Below are 23,628 nucleotides of genomic sequence, written 5' to 3'. Positions count from 1 at the left end.
GACATCTTCACCTTATTCAAACCTGTGCGATCCATTTGCGATGCGTATGAATCGACATCAAAACCCCAAACGCTGACAGCAATGTCACCAGCGAAGTTCCGCCGTAGCTAATGAACGGCAACGGCACCCCAACCACCGGCAACAGGCCACTGACCATACCGATGTTGACGAAAACGTAAACAAAAAAAGTCATGGTCAGGGCGCCGGCCAGCAATTTGCCGAACAGCGTCTGCGCTTGCGCAGTGATCACCAGGCCGCGACCAATCAGCAGCAAATAGATCAGCAACAGCGCGCAAATGCCCACCAGGCCGAACTCTTCGCCCATCACCGCAATAATGAAGTCGGTGTGGCTCTCGGGCAAAAAGTCCAGGTGTGACTGGGTCCCCAGTAACCAACCCTTACCAAATACTCCGCCGGAACCGATGGCGGCCTTCGACTGGATGATGTTCCAGCCGGTGCCCAGCGGGTCGCTTTCCGGGTCGAGGAACGTCAGGATCCGCTGCTTCTGGTAGTCATGCATAAAGAAGAACCACATGGCCACGGCCACGGGCACGGCGGCGGCCAGTACGCTGAGGATCCAGCGCCAGCGCAGACCGCCCATGAACAGCACGAACGCACCGCCCGCCAGGATCAGCAGCGAGGTACCAAGGTCCGGCTGGCGCACGATCAGGATAAACGGCACGCCGATCAGGATCAGGCTGATGCCCACGTGCTTGAGTTGCGGCGGCAAGGTGCGCTTGGACAGGTACCAGGCAATGGTCGCCGGCATCAAAATCTTCATGAATTCCGACGGCTGGAAGCGAATCACCCCCGGAATGTTGATCCAGCGGGTCGCGCCCATGGCGTTGTGGCCCATCACGTCCACCACCACCAACAGCAACACCCCGGCGAGGTAGCCCAAAGGCACCCAGCGCGCCATGAAGCGCGGCTCGAGCTGGGCGATCACCACCATCGACAGCAACCCCAGGCCGAACGACGACGCTTGCTTGATCAGCAGGTCCCAGTTCTTGCCGCTGGCCGAATACAGGACGAACAGGCTGCCGGCCGCCAAGGTCAGCAGCAGGATCAGCAGCGGGCCATCAATGTGCATGCGCTGCAGCAACGTCGCACGGCGACGCATCACATCCTCGCTGGAGAGGATGCGGTCAAAATTACTCTTCACGGGCCGTAACCTCGGTGCTTGAAGGGGGGCCGCCATATTCGGGCTTGAGCCTGCCGTCGTCGGCCAACAGCCAGGCGTCCATCACTTGGCGCACCACGGGTGCCGCAACGCCGGAGCCGGACTCGCCGTTCTCGACCATCACCGCCACCACGATTTTCGGGTCGTCCGCCGGGGCAAACCCGACAAACAAGGCGTGGTCGCGGTGGCGTTCCTGAACCTTGCTGCGGTCGTATTTCTCGCCCTGCTTGATCGCCACGACCTGAGCGGTACCGCTCTTGCCGGCGATGCGGTATTGCGCGCCCACCGCCGCCTTGCGCGCTGTACCACGGGCGCCGTGCATCACTTGCTGCATGCCGTGGTTGACCTTGGTCCAGTCCGACGCATCACGCAGCACGATATCCGGGATCGGGTTCTCATCCACGGGCTTTTCGCCCTCGATGGTCTTGGCCAGGTGCGGACGGTTCCAGATACCTTTGTTGGCCACCAGCGCGGTGGCCTGGGCCAGTTGCAGCGGGGTGGCCTGCATATAGCCCTGGCCGATGCCAAGGATCAGGGTTTCGCCCGGGAACCAGGCCTGGCGACGGGTCGCGCGCTTCCATTCCCGCGACGGCATCAAGCCTGGCGATTCCTCGAACATGTCCAGGGAGACTTTCTGGCCAAGGCCGAACTTGCCCATGTAGGCAGACAAGCGGTCAATGCCGAGCTTATGGGCCAAGTCGTAAAAATAAGTGTCGTTGGAGCGCATGATCGCGGTATCCAGGTCGACATAGCCGTCACCGGTGCGGTTCCAGTTACGGTATTTGTGATCGTAGTTGGGCAGCATGTAGTAGCCCGGGTCGAACACGCGGCTGGAGGCCGTGACCACGCCGGCGTCCAGTCCGGCAATCGCCACCGCCGGCTTGATCGTCGACCCCGGCGGATACAGGCCGCGCAGTACGCGGTTGAACAGCGGCCGGTCGATCGAGTCGCGCAACTCGGCATAGGCCTTGAAGCTGATGCCGGTCACGAACAGGTTAGGGTCAAAGCTGGGCTGGCTGACCATCGCCAGCACTTCGCCGGTCTTGGGGTCGAGGGCAACCACTGCGCCACGACGACCGCCCAGGGCCATCTCCGCCGCTTCCTGCAGCTTGATGTCCAGGCTCAGCACGATGTCCTTGCCCGGCACCGGGTCGGTACGCTTGAGCACACGCAGTACGCGGCCGCGCGCGTTGGTCTCGACTTCTTCGTAACCCACCTGGCCGTGCAGCTCGGGCTCGTAGAACCGCTCGATGCCGGTCTTGCCGATATGGTGGGTGCCGCTGTAATTGACCGGATCGAGGGTCTTGAGCTCTTTCTCGTTGATCCGCCCCATGTAGCCGACGGAATGCGCAAAGTGCGGCCCTTGCGGGTAATGCCGCACCAACTGCGCCACCACTTCCACACCTGGCAAACGGAACTGGTTCACCGCGATCCGGGCGATCTGCTCTTCGGTCAGTTCAAACAGGATCGGCACCGGCTCGAAGGGCCGGCGCCCCTGCTTCATGCGTTTCTCGAAGATCACCCGGTCTTCCGGGGTCAGCTGCAGCACCTCGACGATCACGTCGAGGATCTGCTGCCAGTCGCCGGAACGCTCGCGGGTCATGCTCAGGCTGAAGCTGGGCCGGTTATCCGCGACGACCACGCCATTGCGGTCGAAGATCAACCCGCGGGTCGGCGGAATCGGCTGCACATGCACCCGGTTGTTCTCCGACAGCGTGGAGTGATAGTCGTACTGGATCACCTGCAGGAAATACAGGCGGGCGATCAGCACGCCCAACAGCGCCACCACCATGATTGCGCCAAACACCACGCGAGCGCGTACGAGACGTGCGTCTTTCTCGTGGTCCTTGATGCGGATCGGCTGGGTCATCGGGAGGGGCGCAGATTATTTGTGGTAAGGGTGCCCGGACAGGACTGTCCAGGCGCGATACAGCTGTTCACCGATCAGGATCCTTACCAGCGGGTGCGGCAGCGTCAGCGCCGACAGCGACCAACGCTGGTCCGCCCGCGCACACACTTCCGGCGCCAGCCCTTCGGGGCCGCCCACCATGAAGTTGACCGTGCGCGAGTCCAGGCGCCAGCGATCCAGTTCCACCGCCAACTGCTCGGTGCTCCAGGGTTTGCCGTGCACTTCGAGGGTGACGATGCGCTCGTTGGGGCCGACCTTGGCCAGCATGGCTTCGCCTTCCTGACGGATAAAGCGCGCCACGTCGGCATTCTTGCCCCGGGTATTGAGCGGTATCTCCACCAGTTCCAGCGACAGCTCAGCGGGCAGACGCTTGGCATACTCGTGCCAGCCTTCTTCCACCCACTTGGGCATGCGTGAACCGACAGCAATCAGACGCAGGCGCACAGCCGTTCCTTATTCCTGGTCTTTGTTCAGCTTGTCGAAGTGCGCATGGCCCACTTCCGGGCTGTGGTGCTTGCCATCGGCGGCACGGCTTTGCTCGGCGCCTTTCCACAGACGTTCCAGGTCGTAGAATTGGCGGGCGTTGGACGTCATCATGTGAACGATCACGTCGTCCATGTCCAGCAGTACCCAGTCGCTGTCGCCCTTGCCTTCTTCACCCAGTGGCTTCACGCCCTGGGCCTTGACGGCTTCGCGGACCTTGTCGAGCATCGCGCCGATCTGGCGGTTCGAGGTACCGGTGGCGATGATCATGTAGTCGGTGATGCTCTGCTTGTCGCGCACGTCCAGCACCTGGATGTCCTGGGCCTTGACGTCTTCCAGGGCCGCCACGGCGACTTTTACCAGCTCTTCGCCAGCCAGCTCGGGGCCGGTGTGGGCTTCTACTGGCAGCGGGGCGCTTTTGAAGGTGCCTTTACGCTTAACTTTGCTTACGTCTTTGTTCGTCATATAAAACTCGTTTTGCTCGTATGTTCGGGCGCTCGCTGTACGACTGTGCGTACGTTCAAGCGCGCCTTTTCAGTTCGACGCACGGTAAAGCCCGTGCGCATCGATGTAGGCCAGGACCGCGTCAGGCACCAGGAAACGTACCGACTTCCCGCTGGCCAGCAGTTGACGGATCTGGGTGGCGGACACCGCAAGCGGGGTCTGCCAGACGAATGCAATATTCCCGTTCGGCCCGGTCAGGGCCAAGGGGTCACTTACCGACCGCGCGGCCAGCAGGTTGCGCAAGGCATCCGGCGGTTCGCTGTCGGCATCCGGGCGTTGCAAAACCAGGATGTGGCAATGCTGGAGGAGTTCCTCCCAGCGATGCCAAGAGGGCAGGCCGCAAAATGCGTCCCAGCCCAAAAGCAGAAACAACTGGTCCTGCGCGGCCAACTCGGCGCGCATCAGTTCCAGGGTGTCAACAGTGTAGGACGGTTTATCGCGCTTGAGCTCGCGGTCGTCCACCACCAGCGGCGTTATGCCTTCCACCGCCAGGCGCACCATTTCCAGGCGCTGCTGCGGCGACACCTGCGGCATGTCGCGATGGGGCGGCCGTGCGTTGGGTATCACCCGCAGCTCGTCCAGCGCGAGGGCGTCCGCGACTTCCAGGGCACTGCGCAAATGGCCAATGTGCACGGGGTCGAAGGTACCGCCGAGCAGCCCGATGCGTTTAGCCATCAAGTGCGCACATGACCGTCGCCGAACACCACGTACTTCTCGCTGGTCAGGCCTTCCAGGCCAACCGGGCCACGGGCGTGGAGCTTGTCGGTAGAGATACCGATCTCCGCACCCAGGCCGTACTCGAAGCCATCGGCAAAGCGTGTCGAGGCGTTGATCATCACCGACGCGGAATCCACTTCGTTGAGGAAGCGCCGCGCATCGCTGAAATGCTCGGAGACGATGGCGTCGGTGTGCTTGGAGCCGTAGGTGTTGATGTGTTCGATGGCTTCGTCGAGGTCGTCGACAATCTTGATCGACAGGATCGGCGCAGTGTATTCGGTGTACCAGTCCAGCTCGGTCGCTTCGATCACGTCAGCACCCAGCAGCGCACGGGTGCGCTCGCAACCCCGCAGTTCGACGCCCTTGTCGCGGTAGATGGCAGCCAGCGGCGGCAGCACGCGATCGGCAATACCGACGTGCACCAGCAGGGTTTCCATGGTGTTGCACGGGGCGTAGCGATGGGTCTTGGCGTTGTCGGCGATGCGGATCGCCTTGTCGATGTCGGCGGCGACGTCGATGAATACGTGGCACACGCCGTCCAGGTGCTTGATGACCGGCACCTTGGCATCACGGCTGACGCGTTCGATCAGGCTCTTGCCACCGCGCGGCACGATCACGTCGACGAACTCCGGCATGGTGATCAGCGCGCCAACGGCAGCGCGGTCGGTGGTTTCCACCACCTGCACCACTTCGGCGGGCAACTCGGCCACGGCCAGGCCCTGCTGGATGCAGGCCGCGATAGCCCGGTTGGAATTGATCGCCTCGGAACCGCCACGCAGGATGGTGGCATTGCCGGACTTGAGGCACAGGCTCGCGGCGTCGATGGTCACGTTTGGACGCGACTCATAGATGATGCCGATCACGCCCAGGGGCACGCGCATCTTGCCGACCTGGATACCGGACGGCAGGTAGCGCATGTCGCGGATTTCACCGATGGGGTCAGGCAGCTTGGCCACCTGACGCAGGCCTTCGATCATGTCGTCGATACGTGCCGGGGTGAGCGCCAGGCGGTCCAGCAGTGCAGGCTCAAGGCCATTGGCGCGGCCGTTGGCCAGGTCCAGTTCGTTGGCGGCGGCGAGCTCGGAGCGCGAAGCATCCAGAGCGTCGGCGGCCGCCAGCAGGGCACGGTTCTTCTGCGCAGTGCTCGCACGGGCGATCAACCGCGAGGCCTGACGGGCAGCGCGACCCAGGCGGGTCATGTAGTCAAGAACGGACTCAGTCATAGTCAGGGAGTCTTGGCAGGGAGGAAAGCGGCAGATTATAGCTGTGACGCCGCTCGACTGACAGCGGTGAGGGGCGGATGGTCGAAATGAACTGTAAAAACCTGGGGTTCAGCGGTAATTAAGGTGGGAGTTGTTATGATTCCGTCACATTTAGCCGTATTTACTCTGACCGCCATGCCCAGTTCATCGCCGCAACGCCCCGCAAGCGCCCTGCCCGACAGCTTCTTCGACCGCGACGCGCAAATTCTCGCGCGAGAATTGCTCGGAAAAGTCATACGCCACCGCGTCGGCAAAATCTGGCTTTCGGCGCGAATTATTGAAACCGAAGCCTATTACGTGGCCGAAAAAGGCAGCCATGCGTCATTGGGCTACACAGAAAAGCGTAAGGCTTTGTTTCTGGATGGTGGCCATATCTACATGTACTACGCCCGTGGCGGAGACTCCCTGAACTTCAGCGCCCAAGGCCCGGGTAACGCCGTGCTGATCAAATCGGCATACCCGTGGGTGGATGAAGTCTCTGGCCCGACCAGCCTGGCGCAGATGCTCCTGAACAACCCGAATGCCGACGGCAGCCCCCGCGCCGCGCAAAAGCTCTGCGCCGGCCAGACCCTGCTGTGCAAAGCCTTGGGGTTGAAGGTGCCGATGTGGGACGCAAAACGCTTCGACCAGGAATGGCTCTACGTTGAAGACGTGGGCCAGGCGCCGACCCAAATCATCCAGACCACCCGCCTGGGCATCCCCAGCGGTCGCGATGAGCACCTGATGTACCGCTTCGTCGATGCTGGCTATGCGCCTTATTGCACGCGGAACCCGCTGCGCCGTGGCCAGGTCGAAGGCCGCGACTATTTTTTGATTTGAAGTGATCGAGACGGGTGCCCTTGCTGGAAAACGATACCCGCAACACGCAGATCCAATGTGGCAGCGGGCTTGCCCGCGAATGCAGTGCGTCAGCTACAGGTTCCCTTACTGATACACCGTTGATCTTCACCGTCTCAGATTTTGTCTTGCCTACATGGAGAGGTTTGTATGGGCCAATGGCTCGATAGCATTACCGGCTGGTTGACCCTGAACCCCGAATGGCTGGCGGTGGCGGTGTTTATCGTCGCTTGCGTGGAATGCCTGGCCATCGCCGGGCTGATCGTGCCGGGCACGGTACTGTTGTTTGCCATTGCCGCACTCGCCGGCAGCGGCGCGCTGTCCCTGAGCGAAACCCTGCTGCTGGGTTTCCTCGGCGGGTTATTGGGTGACGGGGTGTCCTACTACCTGGGGCGACATTTCCACCAGAACATCCGGCGCCTGCCCGGCTTGCGCCACCACCCTGAGTGGATGAACGGCGCCGAAACCTACTTCCACAAATACGGGATCGCCAGCCTGTTGGTCGGGCGTTTCATCGGCCCACTGCGGCCCATGCTGCCGATGGTGGCCGGGATGTGCGACATGCCCTTCCCGCGCTTCGCAGCCGTCAGCATCGTGGCAGCCGCGGGCTGGTCGGTGGCCTACCTGCTGCCGGGATGGGCGACCGGCGCCGCCTTCCGCCTGCCATTGCCCGAAGGTTTCTGGCCTGAAGCCGGCATTGTTGCCGGCTGTATCGCGGTGGTGGTGGGCTTGAGCCTGAACAGCAGCCTGCGCGGCCATCGCCGCGCCACCTTATGGATCGGCTGCGCCAGCCTCACGGGGTTGATCGCCCTGTTTATCGGCTACCCCCACCTCAATGACTTCGACCAGGGCCTCAGCGCCCTGGTGCAGGAACACCGCAGCGCCTGGCTGGACGAAGTGATGGTGCGCATCACCCAACTGGGTGAGTTCAAGAAGATGTTCGTTGCCAGCGCTATCTTCACCGGCCTGCTGCTACTGGCGCGACAATGGCGCCATGCGGTGTTTGTCGGCGTGACCCTCGCCGGTGCGGCGGTGATCAACACGGGGACCAAGCTGTTTTTCGCCCGTGGCCGCCCGGAAATCCTGACCGACCCGCTGACCAGCTTCAGCATGCCCAGCGGCCATGCGTCCGGCGCGTTCGCGTTTTTCCTGGCCCTGGCGATACTCGCCGGTCGCGGGCAACCTATCCGGCTGCGCCTGACCTGGATGTTGCTGGGCTGCATTCCGGCGGCCTTCATCGCGCTGTCGCGGGTCTACCTTGGCGCCCATTGGCCCACGGACATCCTGGCCGGCACACTGCTGGCAATGACCGTGTGTACGTTCAGCCTGAGCGTCAGCCAGTATCGAAGCCCGCTGCCGGCGATGTCGCAAAAAGCCTGGTGGCTGTTGCTGCCGGCGCTGGTCGCCGTGCTGAGCTTCATCGCGCTCACCGGCACGCCCCACGCCCTGCTGCGCTACGCCTATTAGGTGAACAACTCGCCCTGCAACTCGTCGAGCAACATCTGGATCGCATCCAGCCGTTGCTGCGGGTCGTCGAGTTGCAGCAGGTCGATCTTGTCGGCGTCTGTGAAGGGCAGCAGATACGCCAGTTGATTGCCCAGGGCCTGTTGGCCGTCGGCGTGGGCGTCCATGTCAAGCGAAGCCACCATCGGGTGCTCGGCCAACGCCTGGAGCAGCGCCAGCAGGTCGGCAGCCTCTTCGTCCAGTGGCTGGTCCGGCAAATCTTCGAGCCACTGCACATCGGCTACCAGCAGTTGGTCCTTCTGCACGCCGGCGTCACGCACCCGGAACCGGCGACCGCCTTCCACGCGAATGCCCAGCAGGCCGTTGTCCTGCTGCTTGAAGTCGCGAATCAGCGCTTCACAGCCGATCAGCGCGTAGCCGTCCGGGGCCATGCCCACTTCCTTGCCGTCGAGGATGCACACCACGCCGAAGCCTTCGCCCTTTTTCATGCAGCGACTGATCATGTCCAGGTAGCGCGCCTCGAATATCTGCAGGTCGAGGGTGCAGCCAGGGAACAGCACGGTATTGAGCGGGAACAACGCCAGACTCATAAAGGTTTCCTTAAACCCGGTTTAAACAATCACCGACACGGCCAGCGGCAGGAACACTGCCGTGGCCACGCCCATCAGACTCATGGCCAGCGCTGCAAAGGCGCCGCATTCTTCGCTTTCCTGCAAGGCCACCGAAGTGCCGACGGCGTGGGCGGTCATGCCCAGCGCCATGCCGCGCGCCTCGGGGCTGTGCACGCCCAGGCGCGACAGGTACGCCGGGCCGATCATCGCACCGATCACCCCGGTGATCAGCACAAACACCGCCGCCAGCGCGGCCACGCCGCCGATCTGCTCGGCCACCAGCATGGCTATCGGCGAGGTCACCGACTTGGGCGCCATGGTCATCAGCATCATATGTTCAGCGCCGAACCACCAGCCCAGCAGCACGCACAGTCCGGTGGCCAGCACCCCGCCTATCACCAGCGTAGTAAAAATCGGCCAGAACAATTGGCGAATGCGCCGCAGGTTCAGGTACAGCGGCACGGCCAGGGCCACCGTCGCCGGGCCCAGCAGGATGCCCATGATCTCGGTGCTCTTGCGGTACTCGGCGTAGCTCAGGCCACAGCTGATCAGCACGCCGATCACCAGCAGCATGGAGACCAGCACCGGTTGCAGGAAGATCCAGCGGGTTTTCTCGAAGCCTGCCAGCACCAGCTGATAGGCACCGAGGGTGATGCCAATGCCGAACAAGGGATGATGGATCACCGCCGTCCATGCGCCCTGCCAGTCGAAGGTCATTGGTCCTTCTCCTTGCGCTTGACCATCTGCTGCATCAGCACGCCGACGAAGCCCATGGCGATCACCAGCGACAGCACCAGTGCGCCGACAATGGCCCAGAAATCAGCGGCGATGTCCTTGGCGTACACCATCACCCCCACCGCTGGCGGCACCAGCAATAACGGCAGGTAACGCAACAGGCTGCTGGCCGCCAGGCTCAGTGGCTCGCCGACTTCGCCCCTCCATACCAGAAAGCCAAGCATCAGCAGCAGCCCGATGATCGGCCCCGGCAGCACCGGCAACAGCAAATGGTTGATCGCGGTGCCGATCAGTTGAAACAGCACCAGCCAGGTCAGGCCACGTAACAGCATCCGTTCTTCCCCCTCAGGACTCGCCCGCATTATAAGCACGCCAGCCCTATGCACCGGCATTCGCCAAAAGCATGGTGGGTTGACCAGGCTGATTGGCCATGATGATCTACATTGGTTCTCTGTAACCCATAAAAAACAGAATCGGTGAACCAAGGAGAGACGCAATGCCCTATGTACCCGTAGCGCAGCTCAAAGATTATGTCGGCAAGGAACTGGGACGTTCCGAATGGCTCACCATCGACCAGGCGCGCATCAACCTGTTCGCCGAGGCCACCGGCGATCATCAGTTCATCCACGTCGACCCGGTCAAGGCCGCGCAAACCCCGTTTGGCAGCACCATCGCCCACGGCTTCCTGTCGCTGTCGCTGATGCCCAAGCTGATGGAAGACCTGCTGATCGTGCCCGAGGGCCTGAAGATGGCCGTCAACTATGGCCTGGACAGCGTGCGATTCATCCAGCCGGTGAAGGTCAACTCAAAGGTGCGCCTGAACGTGACACTCAATGACGTCACCGAGAAAAAACCCGGCCAATGGCTGCTCAAGGCTACCGCCACCCTGGAAATCGAAGGGCAGGAAAAACCGGCTTACATTGCGGAGTCGCTGTCGCTCTACTTTGTGTAACCGCCCCGGTCCTCTGTAGGAGCTGGCTTGCCAGCGAAGAACGGACAGTCGCCGCATTCCCCCTGAATGCCTGCGCCATCGTTAACGACCATCGCCGGCAAGCCGGCTCCTACGGGTCTGTGGAGAGGCACAATCCTTACCACAGCGTATGTAAATTTATGTATGGAACTCGCAGCTGCGGCATACTCGGCGCTCAATTATCCGGATCCCGCTATGCGCCCACTCGCTCCCCTCGCCCTTGCCCTGTTGCTCACCGCTTGCGGAGACGGCGAATCGCTGTTGCCGCCCGATGCGCGCCTGCCCGACGGCGGCCGTTATCGGGGCGATGTGGTCAATGGCTTGCTGCAAGGCCAGGGTCGCGTGGACTACCCCAACGGCAGTTGGTACGCCGGCCAGTTCGACAAAGGCCAGTGGCACGGCCAGGGCGAATGGCATGGCAGCAACGGTGAAGTCTATAAAGGCCAGTTCCAGCAAGGCCTGTTCGATGGCCAGGGCAGCCTGACCACGGCGGGCAGCCATTATGTGGGCGGCTTCAAGAACGGTCGACGCAACGGCGAAGGCACCCTCAAAGAGGGGCAGATGACCTATCGCGGCGAATTCAAGGACGACCAGTATTCCGGCCTCGGCCGCCTGGAGCTGGCGGACGGCAGCCAGTACCAGGGCCAGTTCGCCCACGGCAAGCCGAACGGCGAAGGCCAGCGCAACGACGACAGCGGTAACCAGTTCAGCGGCCATTTCGTCGATGGTCAACTGGAAGGCAACGGCACCTTCAACAGCGCCGACGGCGATATTTATGTCGGCCAGTTCAAGCAGAACCAGCTCAACGGCAAGGGCCGCTACGAGAACGCCGACGGCGATGTGTGGATCGGCCAGTTCAAGGAAGGTGCGCTGAGCGGCAAGGGCGAGTTGATCGGCGTCGACGGCAGCCATTATGTCGGCCAGTTCAGCGATTGGCGCTTCACTGGCGAAGGCCGCCTGAACCTCACCGACGGCAGTTTCTATATCGGCGGCTTCGACAGCGACAGCTATCAAGGCAAAGGCACCCTGGTGCTCAACGACGGCACCGTAGAAGCTGGCACCTGGGTGAACGGCATGCGCGTGCGTGACGCCGACGGCAAGCTGCTGCCCGACCCACTGGAGATCGGCGTGCTGGCCCAGGGTCGCCTGCTCGACGCCGCCCTCGCCGCGGTGCCTGCCTCCACCGCCGCCGTCGAGCTGTATACACTGGCCGTAGCCGGCGACGGCAAACAAAGCGTGTTCCTGCGCGAGGCCGACTACGTCAGCAACATGCTCGGCACCCGCTTCGGCGCGCGCGGGCAGATTCGCCTGGTCAACCACCGCGACCACATCGCCGACCGCCCGCTCGCCACCCGCGAAAGCCTGCGGCGCGCCGTGCAAACCCTGGCCGAACGTACGGGGCCGGAAGACCTGGTGTTTATCTACATGACCAGCCACGGCACCCACGAACACGAACTGGTGCTGGACCAGCCGCGCATGGAGCTGGCCGACCTGCCGGCCGATGAGTTGGCCGCAGTGTTGGCGCCGCTGAAGAACCGCGACAAGATCGTGGTGATTTCCGCCTGCTACTCCGGCGGTTTCATCCCGGCCCTGAAAGATGACCGCACCCTGATCATGACCGCCTCGCGGGCTGACCGTGTGTCCTTCGGTTGCTCCGAGGAAGCCGACTTCACCTACTTCGGCGACGCCCTCTTCGCCCAAGCCTTCAACCAGACCGACGACTTGCAGCAAGCCTTCAAGCTGGCACAACTGCATGTGGCCGAACGCGAACAGGCGGACAACTTCGAAGCCTCCGAACCGCAGATCTGGGCCCCCAAGGGCGTCATCGCCCACTGGCAATTATTACGCAAGCAGCAGGCACGAAAGGCGCTCGAAAGCGTCTCAATGAATAGCAAGGAAGCCAAAGGCAACTAAGCTGAACTGTGTAACAAGGGGGAAACACCATGTACCTGACGCCTCAGCATATCTTGCTCGCCGGAGCCTCCGGCCTTACCGGCGAACACCTGCTCGATCGCCTGCTCAACGAACCCACCGTGACCCGCGTGCTCGCACCGAGCCGCAAGCCCTTGGCCGAACACCCGCACCTGGAAAACCCGGTGGGCGACCCGGCGGTGTTCCTGCCGCAACTCAGCGGCCCGGTGGATCTCGCCTTCTGCTGCCTGGGTACTACCATCAAGCAGGCCGGCTCCGAAGCCGCCTTCCGCGCCGTTGACCTGGACATGGTCGTGGCGTTCGCCAAGCGCGCGCGAGAAATGGGCGCGCGGCACCTGATCGTGATCAGCGCCATCGGCGCAGACCCGAAATCTTCGATCTTCTACAACCGCGTCAAAGGGGAAATGGAGGAAGCGTTAAAAGCCCAGGACTGGCCACAACTGACCATCGTGAGGCCGTCGCTGTTGCTGGGGGAACGGCTGGAGCCGCGCTTGGCAGAACAACTGGCCGGGCCGTTGTCGCGACTGATCCCGGGCAAATACCACGGCATCGAAGTGTGCGAACTGGCCCGCGCCATGTGGCGCCTGGCGCTGGAGGAGCAGGATGGGGTACGGGTGGTGGAGTCGGATGAGTTGCGTAAGCTGGGCAAATAGACCGATTTGACGACCTGGCAGAGATCCAAATGTGGGAGCGGGCTTGCTCGCGAAGGGGGCGTGTCAGCCGGTGCATGAGTTGGCTGATACACCGCATTCGCGGGCAAGCCCGCTCCCACATGGATGTGTGGGTCAGCCGGATTTAAAGGTGGAGCCGGGCTTGCTTGGGATGGGGCGTGTCAGCCGATGCATGAGTTGGCTGATACACCGCATTCGCGGGCAAGCCCGCTCCCACATGGTGTGTGGGTCAGCCGAATTTAAAGGTGGAGCCGGGCTTGCTTGGGATGGGGCGTGTCAGCCGGTGCATGAGTTGGCTGATACACCGCATTCGCGGGCAAGCCCGCTCCCACATGGTGTGTGGGTCAGCCGGATTTAAAGGTGGGAGCCGGGCTTGCCCGCGATGAGGCCAGCCCAGGCAATGCACCTCTAGAGGCCACCTGTGGCGTTGAAGCCAACGCCCAACACCGTCAACACCGACAGCGGCAACAACAAAGTATCGAGCAGCGCACTCGCCGGCAGGTCGACACCCGGATAACTCGGCGCCTCGGCACCAAACCGGTCCATGGCGCAACAGCCGCCATTCAAGGCGTACAAATCCAGCCGCGTGCCGGCATACACCACCGGGGCGTTCGGTTTTGCCGCGTCCAGCGTGCGCGCGGTGGCGCAGCCTGTGAGGTGCAACGCCAGCACTAACAGCAGCGCCTTATTCATCGCTGCTCAAATGGTGTTCGCCCCAACGTGGCAGCATGTCCTGGGGAATGTTCAGCAAGTTGAGGATGCGCGCCACCACGAAGTCCACCAAGTCATCGATGGTCTGCGGCTGGTGATAGAAACCGGGCGAGGCTGGCAAAATCGTTACGCCCATGTTCGACAACTTGAGCATGTGCTCCAGGTGAATGCTCGAATACGGCGCCTCACGCGGCACCAGGATCAACTGCCGGCGCTCCTTCAGCGTCACGTCCGCCGCACGTTCGATCAGGTTGTTGCAGGCACCCGTGGCAATCGCCGACAAGGTGCCGGTGGAGCACGGCACTACAACCATCGCCGCCGGCGCACCCGATCCGGACGCCACGGGCGACATCCAGTCCTCTTTACCGTAAACCTTGATCTGCCCCGCCGCCGCACCGGTGTACTCGGTGAGGAAGGCCTGCATCATCTGCACCTTGGGCGGCAGCGCCACATCAGTCTCGGTGGACATCACCAACTGCGCGGCCTTGGAGATCAGGAAGTGCACCTCACGTTCTTCTCGCACCAGGCAGTCCAGCAGGCGCAAGCCATAGGGCGCGCCCGATGCGCCGGTCATCGCCAGGGTGACGCGTTCCGGGCCGCTCATTTCAGTGCCTCGGCCAGTTTGCCGTGCAGGCCACCGAAACCGCCGTTGCTCATGACGACCACATGGGTGCCAGGCTTGGCCTGGTGCTTGACGTGCTCGATGATGCCTTCGAGGGTGTCGCACACAGCTGATGGCACGGTGCACAGTGCCGCAATCGCCGGCAGGTCCCAGCCAAGATTGGCCGGTGCGTACCACACCACCTGGTCGGCGTCGTCGACGCTTTCTGGCAGGCCATCGCGGTGGGCCCCGAGCTTCATGGAGTTGGAACGCGGCTCGACAATTGCGATGATCGGCGCGGCGCCGACCCGCTTGCGCAGGCCATCCAGGGTGGTGGCAATGGCGGTCGGGTGGTGGGCAAAGTCGTCATAGATCGTAATGCCATTCACCTCGGCGACTTTTTCCATGCGCCGTTTCACGCTCTTGAACGCGCTCAGCGCGGCAATGCCCATCGACGGCACCACGCCCACATGCCGCGCAGCCGCCAGGGTGACCAGGGCATTGGCAACGTTGTGCTGGCCGGTCATGTCCCACTCGACAATGCCTTGGGCTTCGCCTTCGAACAGCACTTCGAACCGGGAGCCGTCTTCGCTGAGCAGCTTGACCTGCCACTGCCCGCCCGCGCCGGTGGTTTGCACCGGGGTCCAGCAGCCCATTTCGATCACACGCTGCAAGGCCGGCTCGGTGGTCGGGTGGATCACCAGGCCTTCGCTCGGGATCGTGCGCACCAAGTGGTGGAACTGGCGCTCGATGGCCGCCAAGTCGGGAAAGATGTCGGCGTGATCAAACTCAAGGTTGTTCAGGATCGCCGTGCGCGGGCGGTAGTGAACGAACTTGGAGCGTTTGTCGAAGAAGGCGCTGTCGTATTCATCGGCCTCGATCACGAAGAACGGCGTGTCGCCCAGGCGCGCCGATACCGAGAAGTTCTGTGGCACACCGCCAATCAAAAAGCCCGGGCTCATGCCTGCATGCTCCAGCACCCAGGCCAGCATGCTGCTGGTGGTGGTCTTGCCGTGGGTGCCGGCAACCGCCAGCACCCAGCGGCCTTGCAGCACATGGTCGGCCAGCCACTGCGGGCCAGACACATAAGGCAAACCTTTATTGAGTACGTATTCGACCGCCGGGTTGCCACGGGACATGGCGTTGCCGATCACCACCAGGTCCGGGACCGGGTCGAATTGCGCGGGGTCGTAGCCTTGGGTCAGCTCGATACCCTGGGCCTCGAGTTGCGTGCTCATGGGCGGATAGACGTTGGCGTCGGAGCCCGTGACGTGGTGCCCGAGCTCTTTGGCCAGAACCGCCATCGAGCCCATGAACGTGCCGCAAATACCGAGAATATGAATGTGCATAGTCGACCTCGTAAAACATCGAGGCAGGTTAGCGCAGGGGGGCGAAAATCGCACCTTTTAGCTGAGGGCGTGACGTGCGATACCGTGCCTGCGCAGCTTTCTATACAGGGTGTTGCGGCTGACGCCCAGTTGCTCGGCCGTGTGCGTCATGTGCCAGCGCTGTTGCTGCAGCGCCGTGAGCAATGCCAGGCGCTCGGCGTCTTCCAGCGGCGACTCCTGCGGCGTGGCCGGCGCGACGACCACGGGGCGGGCCTGGCGAATCTGCGCAGGCAGGTCATCAAGGCTGACACGCCCTTCGTCACACAGCGCCACCAAGGTCCGCAGCACCGTGCGCAGTTGGCGGACGTTACCCGGCCAGGCAAATGCCAACAGCGCCATGCGCGCCGCCGGGTCGAGCGCTACCGTCTCGCCATTGGCCTCCTGGGCCAGCAGGAAATCCAGCAACTGGGATTTATCACTGCGCTCGCGCAACGGTGGCAAGCCGACTTCCAAGCCATTGAGCCGGTAGTACAAGTCCTCGCGAAAGCTACCGTCCTGCACGCGCTCAAGCAAATTCCGGTGGGTTGCGCTGACAATACGTACATTCACCGCCTGGGGTTCACCGCCGAGCGGCACCACCAGCCGATCCTCCAGCACCCTTAATAGACGCGTTTGCAGCGCCAGGGGCATATCACCGATTTCATCGAGGAACAGGGTGCCGCCATCGGCTTGCTGCAACTTGCCTTGCATGCCCTCTTTGCGCGCACCGGTAAAGCTGCCGCCGCGATAGCCGAACAGCTCGCTCTCGATCAGGCTTTCCGGGATGGCGGCGCAGTTGAGCGCAACGAATGCCTTGTCGGCCCGCAGGCTGGCCAGGTGCACCGCCTTGGCGAAGGCCTCTTTGCCGGAGCCCGTTTCGCCATTGATCAACAACGGCACATCGCGCTCGAATACCCGCAGCGCCTTGCTGAAGTCCTGTTGCAGCGCCGGGTCACCCAGGCAAATGCCGGGCAGGCGCGGGCGCTGCGCCACGGCAGGCTTGGCGATCGCGGCGGGAACGCTGCGCGCCTGGCCGCGCAGCGCCGCGAACAAATGCCGACCATCACGGGTACGCAACGGCCAGCTGGCGGTGGCGTTGGCGCTGGCGCGTCCAAGCAACTGATCCAGGGAGCATTCGAAAAAAGCCTCCACCGGCTGGCCCAACAAGCCGCCACGTAATTGACCCAACAGGTTCAGTGCGCTCTGGTTCACCGCACAGATGCGCCCTTCGCCGTCGAATGCCAGCAACCCTTCGCTGAACAGCCCCACCGATTCCGCCTGCAGGTGAAAACGCAGCAACCAGTGGTGTTCAAAGTGGCGCAGGAAGTAGCAGCTCTCGATCATCTTCGCCGACAGGTTCACCAACGCCATGGTGTGGAACTGGCTCTGGCGCGACACCGCTTCCCGCGCCGAGGACACGTCAAGCACGGCCAGCAGGTCGCCGTGGGGGTCGAACACCGGGCTCGCCGAACAGGTCAGCCCGGTATGCCGGCCGCGAAAGTGTTCATCACGATGAATGGTCAGGGATTGGCGCTCCACCAGGCAGGTGCCAATGCCATTGGTGCCTTCGCAGGCTTCGCTCCAATCCGCGCCCAGCCACAGTCCGGCGCGCTCGAAGATCTTGCGCTCGGACGGCGCCGTGACACAGTTGAGGATCACGCCCCGCGCATCGGTGAGCAGCACGGCGTGGCCGGCGCCGGAGAGTTGCTGATGCAGGCTGTTCATCTCGCTGCCGGCAATGCGCAGCACTTGTTGCAGGCGCTCGCGGCTTTCCAGCAGGCGGTCGTGCTCAAGCACCGTGGGGGCGATGGTTTGCGCAGGGTCGAGGTGGTAGTCCTCCAGGCAACGCAGCCAGGAGCGGGCGATGGACGGATCGCTGGCGGGCCCGTGGGCCAGCTCTTGGCCGCGTGTGACCGTGAGCACCTGCTGGGCATGGCGACTGAAATGATCGTTGTGCATTTCTTATTATTCTCCCTGCGTGAGAACGCCCAGCATCCCCCAGCCATCCAGGCAATGCAATCCCGGTGCGACCCACCGGTCACAGGCTGTACTGTTCCTGGCACAAACTGTCACACCACCTGTACCAGCGCTGCTACAGCAACGCCTTGCGACAAAGCCCAACCCCTTGATTTTCCTGGCCCACAAAGCGGTGGCCCAACCTTTGCTCTACGCTTTATCAAGCGCTTGCTGCGCTGCGCTCCCAATAAACATAAAAGCCAGGAGATACCCACCATGCGTTACGCACACCCCGGTACTGAAGGCGCTATCGTTTCGTTCAAGGCCAAGTACGGCAACTACATCGGCGGCGAGTTCGTTGCGCCGGTCGATGGCAACTATTTCACCAACACCTCGCCGGTCAACGGCAAGCCCATCGCCGAATTCCCACGCTCCACCGCCAAAGACATCGACAAAGCACTGGACGCCGCCCATGCCGCCGCTGACGCCTGGGGCAAGACCTCGGCCCAGGACCGTTCGCTGGTCCTGCTGAAAATCGCCGACCGCATCGAACAGAACCTCGAACTGCTGGCCATCACCGAAACCTGGGATAACGGCAAGGCCGTGCGTGAGACCCTCAACGCCGACATCCCGCTGGCAGCCGACCACTTCCGCTACTTCGCCGGCTGCATTCGCGCCCAGGAAGGCACCAGCGCCGAAATCAACGAACACACCGCGTCGTATCACTTCCATGAGCCACTGGGCGTGGTCGGCCAGATCATCCCGTGGAACTTCCCGCTGCTGATGGCGGCATGGAAGCTTGCCCCAGCCCTGGCCGCCGGTAACTGCGTGGTGCTCAAGCCTGCCGAGCAAACCCCGCTGGGCATCAACGTGTTGCTGGAAGTGATCGGCGACCTGCTGCCACCGGGCGTGCTGAACGTGGTGCACGGTTTCGGCAAAGAAGCCGGCGAAGCCCTGGCCACCAGCAAACGCATCGCCAAGATTGCCTTCACCGGCTCGACGCCCGTGGGCTCGCACATCATGCATGCAGCGGCCGAGAACATTATTCCGTCTACGGTGGAGCTGGGCGGCAAGTCGCCGAACATCTTCTTCGCCGACATCATGAAAGCCGAGCCTTCGTTCATCGAAAAGGCTGCCGAAGGCCTGGTGCTGGCGTTCTTCAACCAGGGTGAAGTGTGCACCTGCCCTTCTCGCGCACTGGTGGAAGAGTCGATCTACGACGACTTCATGAAAGTGGTGATGAAGAAGATCGAGTCGATCAAACGTGGCGACCCGCTCGACACCGACACCATGGTCGGCGCCCAGGCGTCCGAGCAGCAGTTCGACAAGATCCTGTCCTACCTGGAAATCGCCAAGGGCGAAGGCGCGCAACTGCTGACCGGCGGCAAGGTCGAGAAGCTCACTGGCGATATGGCCGGCGGCTATTACATCCAGCCGACCCTGCTCAAGGGCACCAATGAAATGCGCGTGTTCCAGGAAGAAATCTTCGGCCCAGTGGTGAGCATCACCACCTTCAAGGACGAAGCCGAAGCCCTGGCGATTGCCAACGACACCGAGTTCGGCCTGGGCGCCGGGGTGTGGACCCGCGACATCAACCGCGCCTACCGCATGGGCCGGGCAATCAAGGCGGGCCGCGTGTGGACCAACTGCTACCACCTGTACCCGGCGCATGCCGCGTTCGGCGGCTACAAGAAGTCCGGCGTGGGGCGTGAGACGCACAAGATGATGTTGGATCACTACCAGCAGACCAAGAACTTGCTGGTGAGCTACGACATTAATCCACTCGGGTTCTTCTAACTTAGCCTTACAGCAGGCGACCCGCTCTCAACTTGAAATGCAATCAAATGTGGGAGCCGGCTTGCCTGCTCCCACATTTGAACTTCGCAAGTCACTGCTACCTCATCCGGCACAAAGAGGCCGAGTTAAAACAATAAGAACGGAAGGTACTTCCCCATGCCTAGCGAACCTACAAGTTCATCGGTCGACTTTGAAAAAGTCGACTCCCAGTACTTCCAACAACGCGAACTGAAAAAAGGCGCTGCCGGCTGGGTGCTGCTGGTCGGCCTCGGCGTTGCCTACGTGATTTCCGGCGACTACGCCGGCTGGAACTTCGGCCTGGCCCAAGGTGGCTGGGGCGGGATGTTCCTTGCCACTTTGCTGATGGCCACCATGTACCTGTGCATGTGTTTTTCCCTGGCCGAACTGTCGTCCATGATCCCCACCGCTGGCGGTGGCTACGGTTTTGCCCGCAGCGCCTTCGGCCCCTGGGGCGGGTTCCTCACCGGCACCGCCATCCTGATCGAATACGCCATCGCCCCCGCCGCCATCGCGGTGTTTATCGGCGCCTATTGCGAGTCGCTGTTCGGTATTGGCGGCTGGATGATTTACCTGGCGTTCTACATCATCTTTATCGGCATCCACATCTTTGGCGTGGGTGAGGCCTTGAAGTTGATGTTCGTGATCACCGCCGTGGCCGCGATTGCCCTCGCCGTGTTCCTGGTCTCCATGGTGCCGCACTTCAATGTCGCCAACCTGCTGGACATTCCAGTGACCGAGGCCAAGGGCGCCAGTACCTTCCTGCCGTTCGGCTACGTGGGTGTGTGGGCGGCGATTCCGTATGCCATCTGGTTCTTCCTCGCCGTAGAGGGCGTGCCCCTGGCCGCCGAAGAAACCAAGAACCCCAAACGCGACCTGCCGCGCGGCCTGATCGGCGCCATTGTGGTGCTGACCAGTTTTGCCCTGCTGATCCTGGTGATCGCGCCGGGCGGCGCCGGCACTTACGCGCTGATCAAATCCGGCAACCCGCTGGTGGAAGCGCTGGCCCTGTCTTACGGCGGCTCGACCTGGATGGGCAGCTTCGTCAATCTGGTCGGCCTGGCCGGGCTGATCGCGAGCTTTTTCTCGATCATCTATGCCTATTCGCGGCAGATCTTCGCCCTGTCCCGCGCCGGTTACCTGCCGCGCAAACTGTCCGAGACCAACAAAAGCAAGGCGCCTGTATTGGCACTGGTCATCCCCGGCGTCATCGGTTTTGGCCTGTCGCTGACCGGCCAGGGTGACCTGCTGATCCTGGTGGCGGTGTTTGGCGCGACCATTTCCTACGTGCTGATGATGGCCGCGCACATCACCCTGCGCATCCGTCGCCCCAAAATGGACCGTCCGTACCGCACGCCGGGTGGCATCTTCACCTCAGGCGTTGCGCTGGTGCTGGCCTGCGTGGCCGTGGTGGCGGGCTTTCTGGTGGATCCACGGGTGGTGATTGGCGCCGCGATCATCTATGGAGTATTAATTGCTTACTTTGCTTTCTACAGCCGGCATCACTTGGTAGCGGGCACGCCCGAAGAGGAATTCGCGGCGATCCAGGCCGCAGAGGCCGCCTTGCACTAACTGCCGTAAACCTCGACGCGGGCAACAGCCCGCGTCGTCAAGGAGACACTGTATGGCAAGTTTTTCCCACGCGGTGGGTGCTCAAACCTATCGCTTCGACAGCCTCAAGGACGTGATGGCCAAGGCCAGCCCCGCGCGCTCCGGTGACTTTCTCGCCGGCGTCGCCGCACAGAACGACGGTGAGCGGGTGGCCGCGCAGATGGCGTTGGCCAATGTCCCGTTGAAACACTTCCTGCAAGAAGTGCTGATCCCGTATGAAAGCGATGAAGTCACCCGGCTGATCATCGACACCCACGACAAGCAGGCGTTCGCCGCAGTCAGCCACCTCACGGTCGGAGGCCTGCGCGACTGGCTGCTCAGCGACGCGGCCGACGAACATTCCCTACGCGCCCTCGCGCCAGGGCTGACACCGGAAATGGCCGCCGCCGTGTCCAAGATCATGCGTGTACAAGACCTGGTGCTGGTGGCGCAGAAGATCCGCGTGGTCACGCAGTTTCGCGGCACCATGGGCCTGCGCGGGCGTTTGTCCACGCGGCTGCAGCCCAACCACCCGACAGACGAACCGGCCGGCATTGCCGCGAGCATTCTCGATGGCCTGCTGTACGGCAATGGCGACGCCATGATCGGCATCAACCCGGCCACCGACAGCATCGCCTCGATCTGCGCCATGCTGGAGATGCTCGACGCGATCATCCAGCGCTATGAGATCCCGACCCAGGCCTGCGTACTCACCCACGTCACCACCTCCATCGAGGCTATCAACCGTGGTGTGCCGCTGGACCTGGTGTTCCAGTCGATTGCCGGTACCGAGGCCGCCAACGCCAGTTTCGGCATCAGCCTGAGCGTGCTGCAAGAAGGCTACGAAGCGGGCCTGAGCCTCAATCGCGGCACGCTGGGCCAGAACCTGATGTATTTCGAGACCGGCCAAGGCAGCGCCTTGTCGGCCAACGCGCATTTCGGCGTTGACCAGCAAACCTGCGAAACCCGCGCCTATGCAGTGGCCCGGCACTTCAAGCCGTTCCTGGTGAACACGGTGGTCGGATTTATCGGCCCCGAGTACCTGTACAACGGCAAGCAGATCATCCGCGCCGGCCTCGAAGACCACTTCTGCGGCAAGCTGCTCGGCGTACCGATGGGTTGCGACATCTGCTACACCAACCACGCCGAAGCCGACCAGGACGACATGGACACCCTGCTGACCCTGCTGGGCGTGGCCGGGATCAACTTCATCATGGGCATCCCGGGTTCCGACGACATCATGCTCAACTACCAGACCACCTCGTTCCACGACGCGCTGTACGCCCGCCAGACATTGGGGTTGAAACCGGCGCCGGAATTTGAACAGTGGCTGGCCAAGATGGGCATCTTCACGCAAGCCGACGGCAAGGTGCACTTCGGCAACAGCCTGCCACCGGCGTTTCGCCAAGCCTTGGCGCAATTGGGATGAAGGAGCCGCCCGTGCAACTCGACCTGCCTGACAACCCGTGGCTGGAACTGCGCCGCCTGACCCCGGCGCGCATTGCCCTGGGCCGCACCGGCACCAGCATCCCCACCAGCGCACAGCTGGATTTCCAGTTCGCCCACGCCCAGGCGCGTGACGCGGTGCATTTGCCCTTCGACCACGCGGGCCTCAGTCGCCAGTTGGCCGAACGCGGCCGCGACAGCCTGTTGCTGCACAGCGCCGCCACCGACCGGCACAGCTACCTGCAACGTCCGGACCTGGGGCGGCGACTCAGCGATGAGTCGGCCCAGGCGTTGCGTGAATACGCCTCGGCCAATCCCGGTGGCATGGACTTGGCGGTGGTGGTGGCCGATGGCTTGTCGGCGCTGGCCGTGCATAAACACACCTTGCCGTTCCTGGCGCGCATGGAAGAACAAACTCACGCCGAAGGGTGGTCCCTGTCGCCGGTGATTCTGGTGGAACAAGGCCGCGTGGCGGTGGCGGATGAAATCGGGCAACTGCTCGGCGCCAAAATGGTGGTGATCCTGATCGGCGAACGGCCCGGCCTCAGCTCACCGGACAGCCTGGGCCTGTATTTCACCTACAACCCCAAGGTCGGCCTCACCGACGCCTATCGCAATTGCATCTCCAACGTGCGCCTGGAAGGCCTGAGCTACGGCATGGCGGCCCACCGCCTGCTTTACTTGATGCGAGAGGCGTGTCGCCGCCAGCTGTCGGGGGTCAACCTCAAGGACGAGGCGCAGGTCCAGACCCTCGAATCCGATGATCCGGACCTGATGAAAGGCAATTTCCTGCTCAGCTCACCGGATGACTGATCGCTGCCCGATTGCGCTTTTTCGCGCCATTAGGCAGCATCGAGTCACGGCCGC

Annotated in this window: 22 protein-coding genes; 9 read left to right on the top strand and 13 right to left on the bottom strand. The window is 62.7% G+C overall.

What is annotated here, in order from left to right; translation table 11 throughout:
• Positions 1-16: 16 nt before the first annotated feature.
• From rodA to CQ002_RS20515, 6 genes are all read right to left on the bottom strand, one after another.
• Complete coding sequence (gene rodA, locus CQ002_RS20540; RefSeq protein ID WP_177431177.1) at positions 17-1,120, bottom strand: rod shape-determining protein RodA; 1,104 nt, start codon at positions 1,118-1,120, stop codon at positions 17-19.
• A 31-nt stretch (positions 1,121-1,151) separates the two neighbouring features.
• Positions 1,152-3,050: a penicillin-binding protein 2 gene (gene mrdA / locus CQ002_RS20535; RefSeq protein ID WP_034109437.1), complete on the bottom strand. Its 1,899-nt coding sequence runs from the start codon at positions 3,048-3,050 to the stop codon at positions 1,152-1,154.
• A 15-nt stretch (positions 3,051-3,065) separates the two neighbouring features.
• A complete protein-coding gene (gene rlmH, locus CQ002_RS20530; RefSeq protein WP_003176297.1) occupies positions 3,066-3,533 on the bottom strand; it encodes a 23S rRNA (pseudouridine(1915)-N(3))-methyltransferase RlmH in 468 nt (155 codons plus the stop codon).
• 9 nt (positions 3,534-3,542) lie between these two features.
• The gene (rsfS, locus tag CQ002_RS20525; protein WP_010206793.1) at positions 3,543-4,037 is read right to left on the bottom strand and encodes a ribosome silencing factor; all 495 of its coding nucleotides are present in this window, start codon (positions 4,035-4,037) and stop codon (positions 3,543-3,545) included.
• A 69-nt stretch (positions 4,038-4,106) separates the two neighbouring features.
• Positions 4,107-4,751 (bottom strand): nicotinate-nucleotide adenylyltransferase, encoded by a 645-nt coding sequence (gene nadD, locus CQ002_RS20520; RefSeq protein WP_034109439.1) that lies wholly within the window; start codon positions 4,749-4,751, stop codon positions 4,107-4,109.
• A complete protein-coding gene (locus CQ002_RS20515; protein ID WP_034109440.1) occupies positions 4,751-6,016 on the bottom strand; it encodes a glutamate-5-semialdehyde dehydrogenase in 1,266 nt (421 codons plus the stop codon). Before CQ002_RS20515 ends, nadD begins: the two co-directional genes overlap by 1 nt.
• 174 nt (positions 6,017-6,190) lie before the next feature.
• Between CQ002_RS20515 and CQ002_RS20510 the strand changes: the two genes are divergently transcribed.
• Both CQ002_RS20510 and CQ002_RS20505 read left to right on the top strand, forming a co-directional pair.
• Positions 6,191-6,874 (top strand): DNA-3-methyladenine glycosylase, encoded by a 684-nt coding sequence (locus CQ002_RS20510; RefSeq protein WP_034109580.1) that lies wholly within the window; start codon positions 6,191-6,193, stop codon positions 6,872-6,874.
• A 168-nt stretch (positions 6,875-7,042) separates the two neighbouring features.
• Complete coding sequence (locus CQ002_RS20505; RefSeq protein ID WP_105162925.1) at positions 7,043-8,359, top strand: bifunctional DedA family/phosphatase PAP2 family protein; 1,317 nt, start codon at positions 7,043-7,045, stop codon at positions 8,357-8,359.
• Here the strand turns inward: CQ002_RS20505 and CQ002_RS20500 are convergent.
• The 3 genes from CQ002_RS20500 to CQ002_RS20490 are packed head-to-tail and all read right to left on the bottom strand — an operon-like array spanning position 8,356 to position 10,034.
• On the bottom strand, positions 8,356-8,946 hold the full coding sequence (locus CQ002_RS20500; protein WP_105162926.1) for an LON peptidase substrate-binding domain-containing protein: 591 nt from the start codon (positions 8,944-8,946) through the stop codon (positions 8,356-8,358). The two genes, CQ002_RS20505 and CQ002_RS20500, sit on opposite strands and share 4 nt — an antisense overlap.
• Before the next feature lie 21 nt (positions 8,947-8,967).
• Positions 8,968-9,684 (bottom strand): LrgB family protein, encoded by a 717-nt coding sequence (locus CQ002_RS20495; protein WP_069078372.1) that lies wholly within the window; start codon positions 9,682-9,684, stop codon positions 8,968-8,970.
• Entirely contained in the window at positions 9,681-10,034 is a 354-nt protein-coding gene (locus CQ002_RS20490) for a CidA/LrgA family protein (RefSeq protein ID WP_015886074.1), read from the bottom strand. The genes CQ002_RS20495 and CQ002_RS20490 overlap by 4 nt, the downstream gene beginning before the upstream one ends.
• A gap of 164 nt (positions 10,035-10,198) precedes the next feature.
• On the opposite strand from CQ002_RS20490, the gene CQ002_RS20485 reads away from it, so the two are divergent.
• From CQ002_RS20485 to CQ002_RS20470, 3 genes are all read left to right on the top strand, one after another.
• A complete protein-coding gene (locus tag CQ002_RS20485) occupies positions 10,199-10,654 on the top strand; it encodes a MaoC family dehydratase (protein ID WP_010206803.1) in 456 nt (151 codons plus the stop codon).
• A 213-nt stretch (positions 10,655-10,867) separates the two neighbouring features.
• Complete coding sequence (locus tag CQ002_RS20475) at positions 10,868-12,586, top strand: C13 family peptidase (RefSeq protein WP_105162928.1); 1,719 nt, start codon at positions 10,868-10,870, stop codon at positions 12,584-12,586.
• Positions 12,587-12,615: 29 nt separating this feature from the next.
• On the top strand, positions 12,616-13,257 hold the full coding sequence (locus CQ002_RS20470; protein ID WP_034109449.1) for an oxidoreductase: 642 nt from the start codon (positions 12,616-12,618) through the stop codon (positions 13,255-13,257).
• Positions 13,258-13,683: 426 nt separating this feature from the next.
• On the opposite strand, the gene CQ002_RS20465 is transcribed toward CQ002_RS20470, so the two are convergent.
• From CQ002_RS20465 to CQ002_RS20450, 4 genes are read right to left on the bottom strand one after another with little or no spacing between them, the layout of a single operon-like run.
• Positions 13,684-13,968, bottom strand: coding sequence for a YceK/YidQ family lipoprotein (locus CQ002_RS20465; RefSeq protein ID WP_105162929.1), 285 nt, complete (start codon positions 13,966-13,968; stop codon positions 13,684-13,686).
• On the bottom strand, positions 13,961-14,590 hold the full coding sequence (ubiX, locus tag CQ002_RS20460) for a flavin prenyltransferase UbiX (protein WP_105162930.1): 630 nt from the start codon (positions 14,588-14,590) through the stop codon (positions 13,961-13,963). Before ubiX ends, CQ002_RS20465 begins: the two co-directional genes overlap by 8 nt.
• Positions 14,587-15,936, bottom strand: coding sequence for a UDP-N-acetylmuramate:L-alanyl-gamma-D-glutamyl-meso-diaminopimelate ligase (gene mpl / locus CQ002_RS20455; RefSeq protein ID WP_105162931.1), 1,350 nt, complete (start codon positions 15,934-15,936; stop codon positions 14,587-14,589). The genes ubiX and mpl overlap by 4 nt, the downstream gene beginning before the upstream one ends.
• Positions 15,937-15,993: 57 nt before the next feature.
• Positions 15,994-17,913: a sigma-54-dependent Fis family transcriptional regulator gene (locus tag CQ002_RS20450; protein WP_098467431.1), complete on the bottom strand. Its 1,920-nt coding sequence runs from the start codon at positions 17,911-17,913 to the stop codon at positions 15,994-15,996.
• 273 nt (positions 17,914-18,186) lie between these two features.
• Between CQ002_RS20450 and CQ002_RS20445 the strand changes: the two genes are divergently transcribed.
• The 4 genes from CQ002_RS20445 to eutC all read left to right on the top strand — a co-directional run bounded on the left by CQ002_RS20445 (position 18,187) and on the right by eutC (position 23,574).
• Positions 18,187-19,707: an aldehyde dehydrogenase family protein gene (locus CQ002_RS20445; protein ID WP_034109459.1), complete on the top strand. Its 1,521-nt coding sequence runs from the start codon at positions 18,187-18,189 to the stop codon at positions 19,705-19,707.
• Positions 19,708-19,863: 156 nt separating this feature from the next.
• On the top strand, positions 19,864-21,297 hold the full coding sequence (gene eat / locus CQ002_RS20440) for an ethanolamine permease (protein WP_069078367.1): 1,434 nt from the start codon (positions 19,864-19,866) through the stop codon (positions 21,295-21,297).
• Positions 21,298-21,349: 52 nt separating this feature from the next.
• A complete protein-coding gene (locus tag CQ002_RS20435; RefSeq protein ID WP_034109462.1) occupies positions 21,350-22,744 on the top strand; it encodes an ethanolamine ammonia-lyase subunit EutB in 1,395 nt (464 codons plus the stop codon).
• Positions 22,741-23,574, top strand: coding sequence for an ethanolamine ammonia-lyase subunit EutC (gene eutC / locus CQ002_RS20430; RefSeq protein ID WP_105162932.1), 834 nt, complete (start codon positions 22,741-22,743; stop codon positions 23,572-23,574). Before CQ002_RS20435 ends, eutC begins: the two co-directional genes overlap by 4 nt.
• Positions 23,575-23,628 lie beyond the last annotated feature (54 nt).

Origin of the sequence: Pseudomonas sp. MYb13, assembly GCF_002980075.1 — a bacterium.
Lineage (GTDB): Bacteria > Pseudomonadota > Gammaproteobacteria > Pseudomonadales > Pseudomonadaceae > Aquipseudomonas > Aquipseudomonas lurida.
This window is presented reverse-complemented; position numbering and strand designations above follow the sequence as displayed.

What these genes read in the sequence shown, in the direction of transcription:
- CQ002_RS20475 (WP_105162928.1), top strand. Translation starts at nt 10,868, where the DNA reads ATGCGCCCACTCGCTCCCCTCGCCCTTGCCCTGTTGCTCACCGCTTGC.
- rsfS (WP_010206793.1), bottom strand. Translation starts at nt 4,037, where the DNA reads ATGACGAACAAAGACGTAAGCAAAGTTAAGCGTAAAGGCACCTTCAAA.
- CQ002_RS20485 (WP_010206803.1), top strand. Translation starts at nt 10,199, where the DNA reads ATGCCCTATGTACCCGTAGCGCAGCTCAAAGATTATGTCGGCAAGGAA.
- CQ002_RS20515 (WP_034109440.1), bottom strand. Translation starts at nt 6,016, where the DNA reads ATGACTGAGTCCGTTCTTGACTACATGACCCGCCTGGGTCGCGCTGCC.
- CQ002_RS20445 (WP_034109459.1), top strand. Translation starts at nt 18,187, where the DNA reads ATGCGTTACGCACACCCCGGTACTGAAGGCGCTATCGTTTCGTTCAAG.
- CQ002_RS20470 (WP_034109449.1), top strand. Translation starts at nt 12,616, where the DNA reads ATGTACCTGACGCCTCAGCATATCTTGCTCGCCGGAGCCTCCGGCCTT.
- CQ002_RS20510 (WP_034109580.1), top strand. Translation starts at nt 6,191, where the DNA reads ATGCCCAGTTCATCGCCGCAACGCCCCGCAAGCGCCCTGCCCGACAGC.
- CQ002_RS20435 (WP_034109462.1), top strand. Translation starts at nt 21,350, where the DNA reads ATGGCAAGTTTTTCCCACGCGGTGGGTGCTCAAACCTATCGCTTCGAC.
- CQ002_RS20500 (WP_105162926.1), bottom strand. Translation starts at nt 8,946, where the DNA reads ATGAGTCTGGCGTTGTTCCCGCTCAATACCGTGCTGTTCCCTGGCTGC.
- CQ002_RS20490 (WP_015886074.1), bottom strand. Translation starts at nt 10,034, where the DNA reads ATGCTGTTACGTGGCCTGACCTGGCTGGTGCTGTTTCAACTGATCGGC.
- eutC (WP_105162932.1), top strand. Translation starts at nt 22,741, where the DNA reads ATGAAGGAGCCGCCCGTGCAACTCGACCTGCCTGACAACCCGTGGCTG.
- eat (WP_069078367.1), top strand. Translation starts at nt 19,864, where the DNA reads ATGCCTAGCGAACCTACAAGTTCATCGGTCGACTTTGAAAAAGTCGAC.
- rodA (WP_177431177.1), bottom strand. Translation starts at nt 1,120, where the DNA reads ATGCGTCGCCGTGCGACGTTGCTGCAGCGCATGCACATTGATGGCCCG.
- CQ002_RS20450 (WP_098467431.1), bottom strand. Translation starts at nt 17,913, where the DNA reads ATGCACAACGATCATTTCAGTCGCCATGCCCAGCAGGTGCTCACGGTC.
- CQ002_RS20465 (WP_105162929.1), bottom strand. Translation starts at nt 13,968, where the DNA reads ATGAATAAGGCGCTGCTGTTAGTGCTGGCGTTGCACCTCACAGGCTGC.
- CQ002_RS20505 (WP_105162925.1), top strand. Translation starts at nt 7,043, where the DNA reads ATGGGCCAATGGCTCGATAGCATTACCGGCTGGTTGACCCTGAACCCC.
- nadD (WP_034109439.1), bottom strand. Translation starts at nt 4,751, where the DNA reads ATGGCTAAACGCATCGGGCTGCTCGGCGGTACCTTCGACCCCGTGCAC.
- mrdA (WP_034109437.1), bottom strand. Translation starts at nt 3,050, where the DNA reads ATGACCCAGCCGATCCGCATCAAGGACCACGAGAAAGACGCACGTCTC.
- CQ002_RS20495 (WP_069078372.1), bottom strand. Translation starts at nt 9,684, where the DNA reads ATGACCTTCGACTGGCAGGGCGCATGGACGGCGGTGATCCATCATCCC.
- ubiX (WP_105162930.1), bottom strand. Translation starts at nt 14,590, where the DNA reads ATGAGCGGCCCGGAACGCGTCACCCTGGCGATGACCGGCGCATCGGGC.
- mpl (WP_105162931.1), bottom strand. Translation starts at nt 15,936, where the DNA reads ATGCACATTCATATTCTCGGTATTTGCGGCACGTTCATGGGCTCGATG.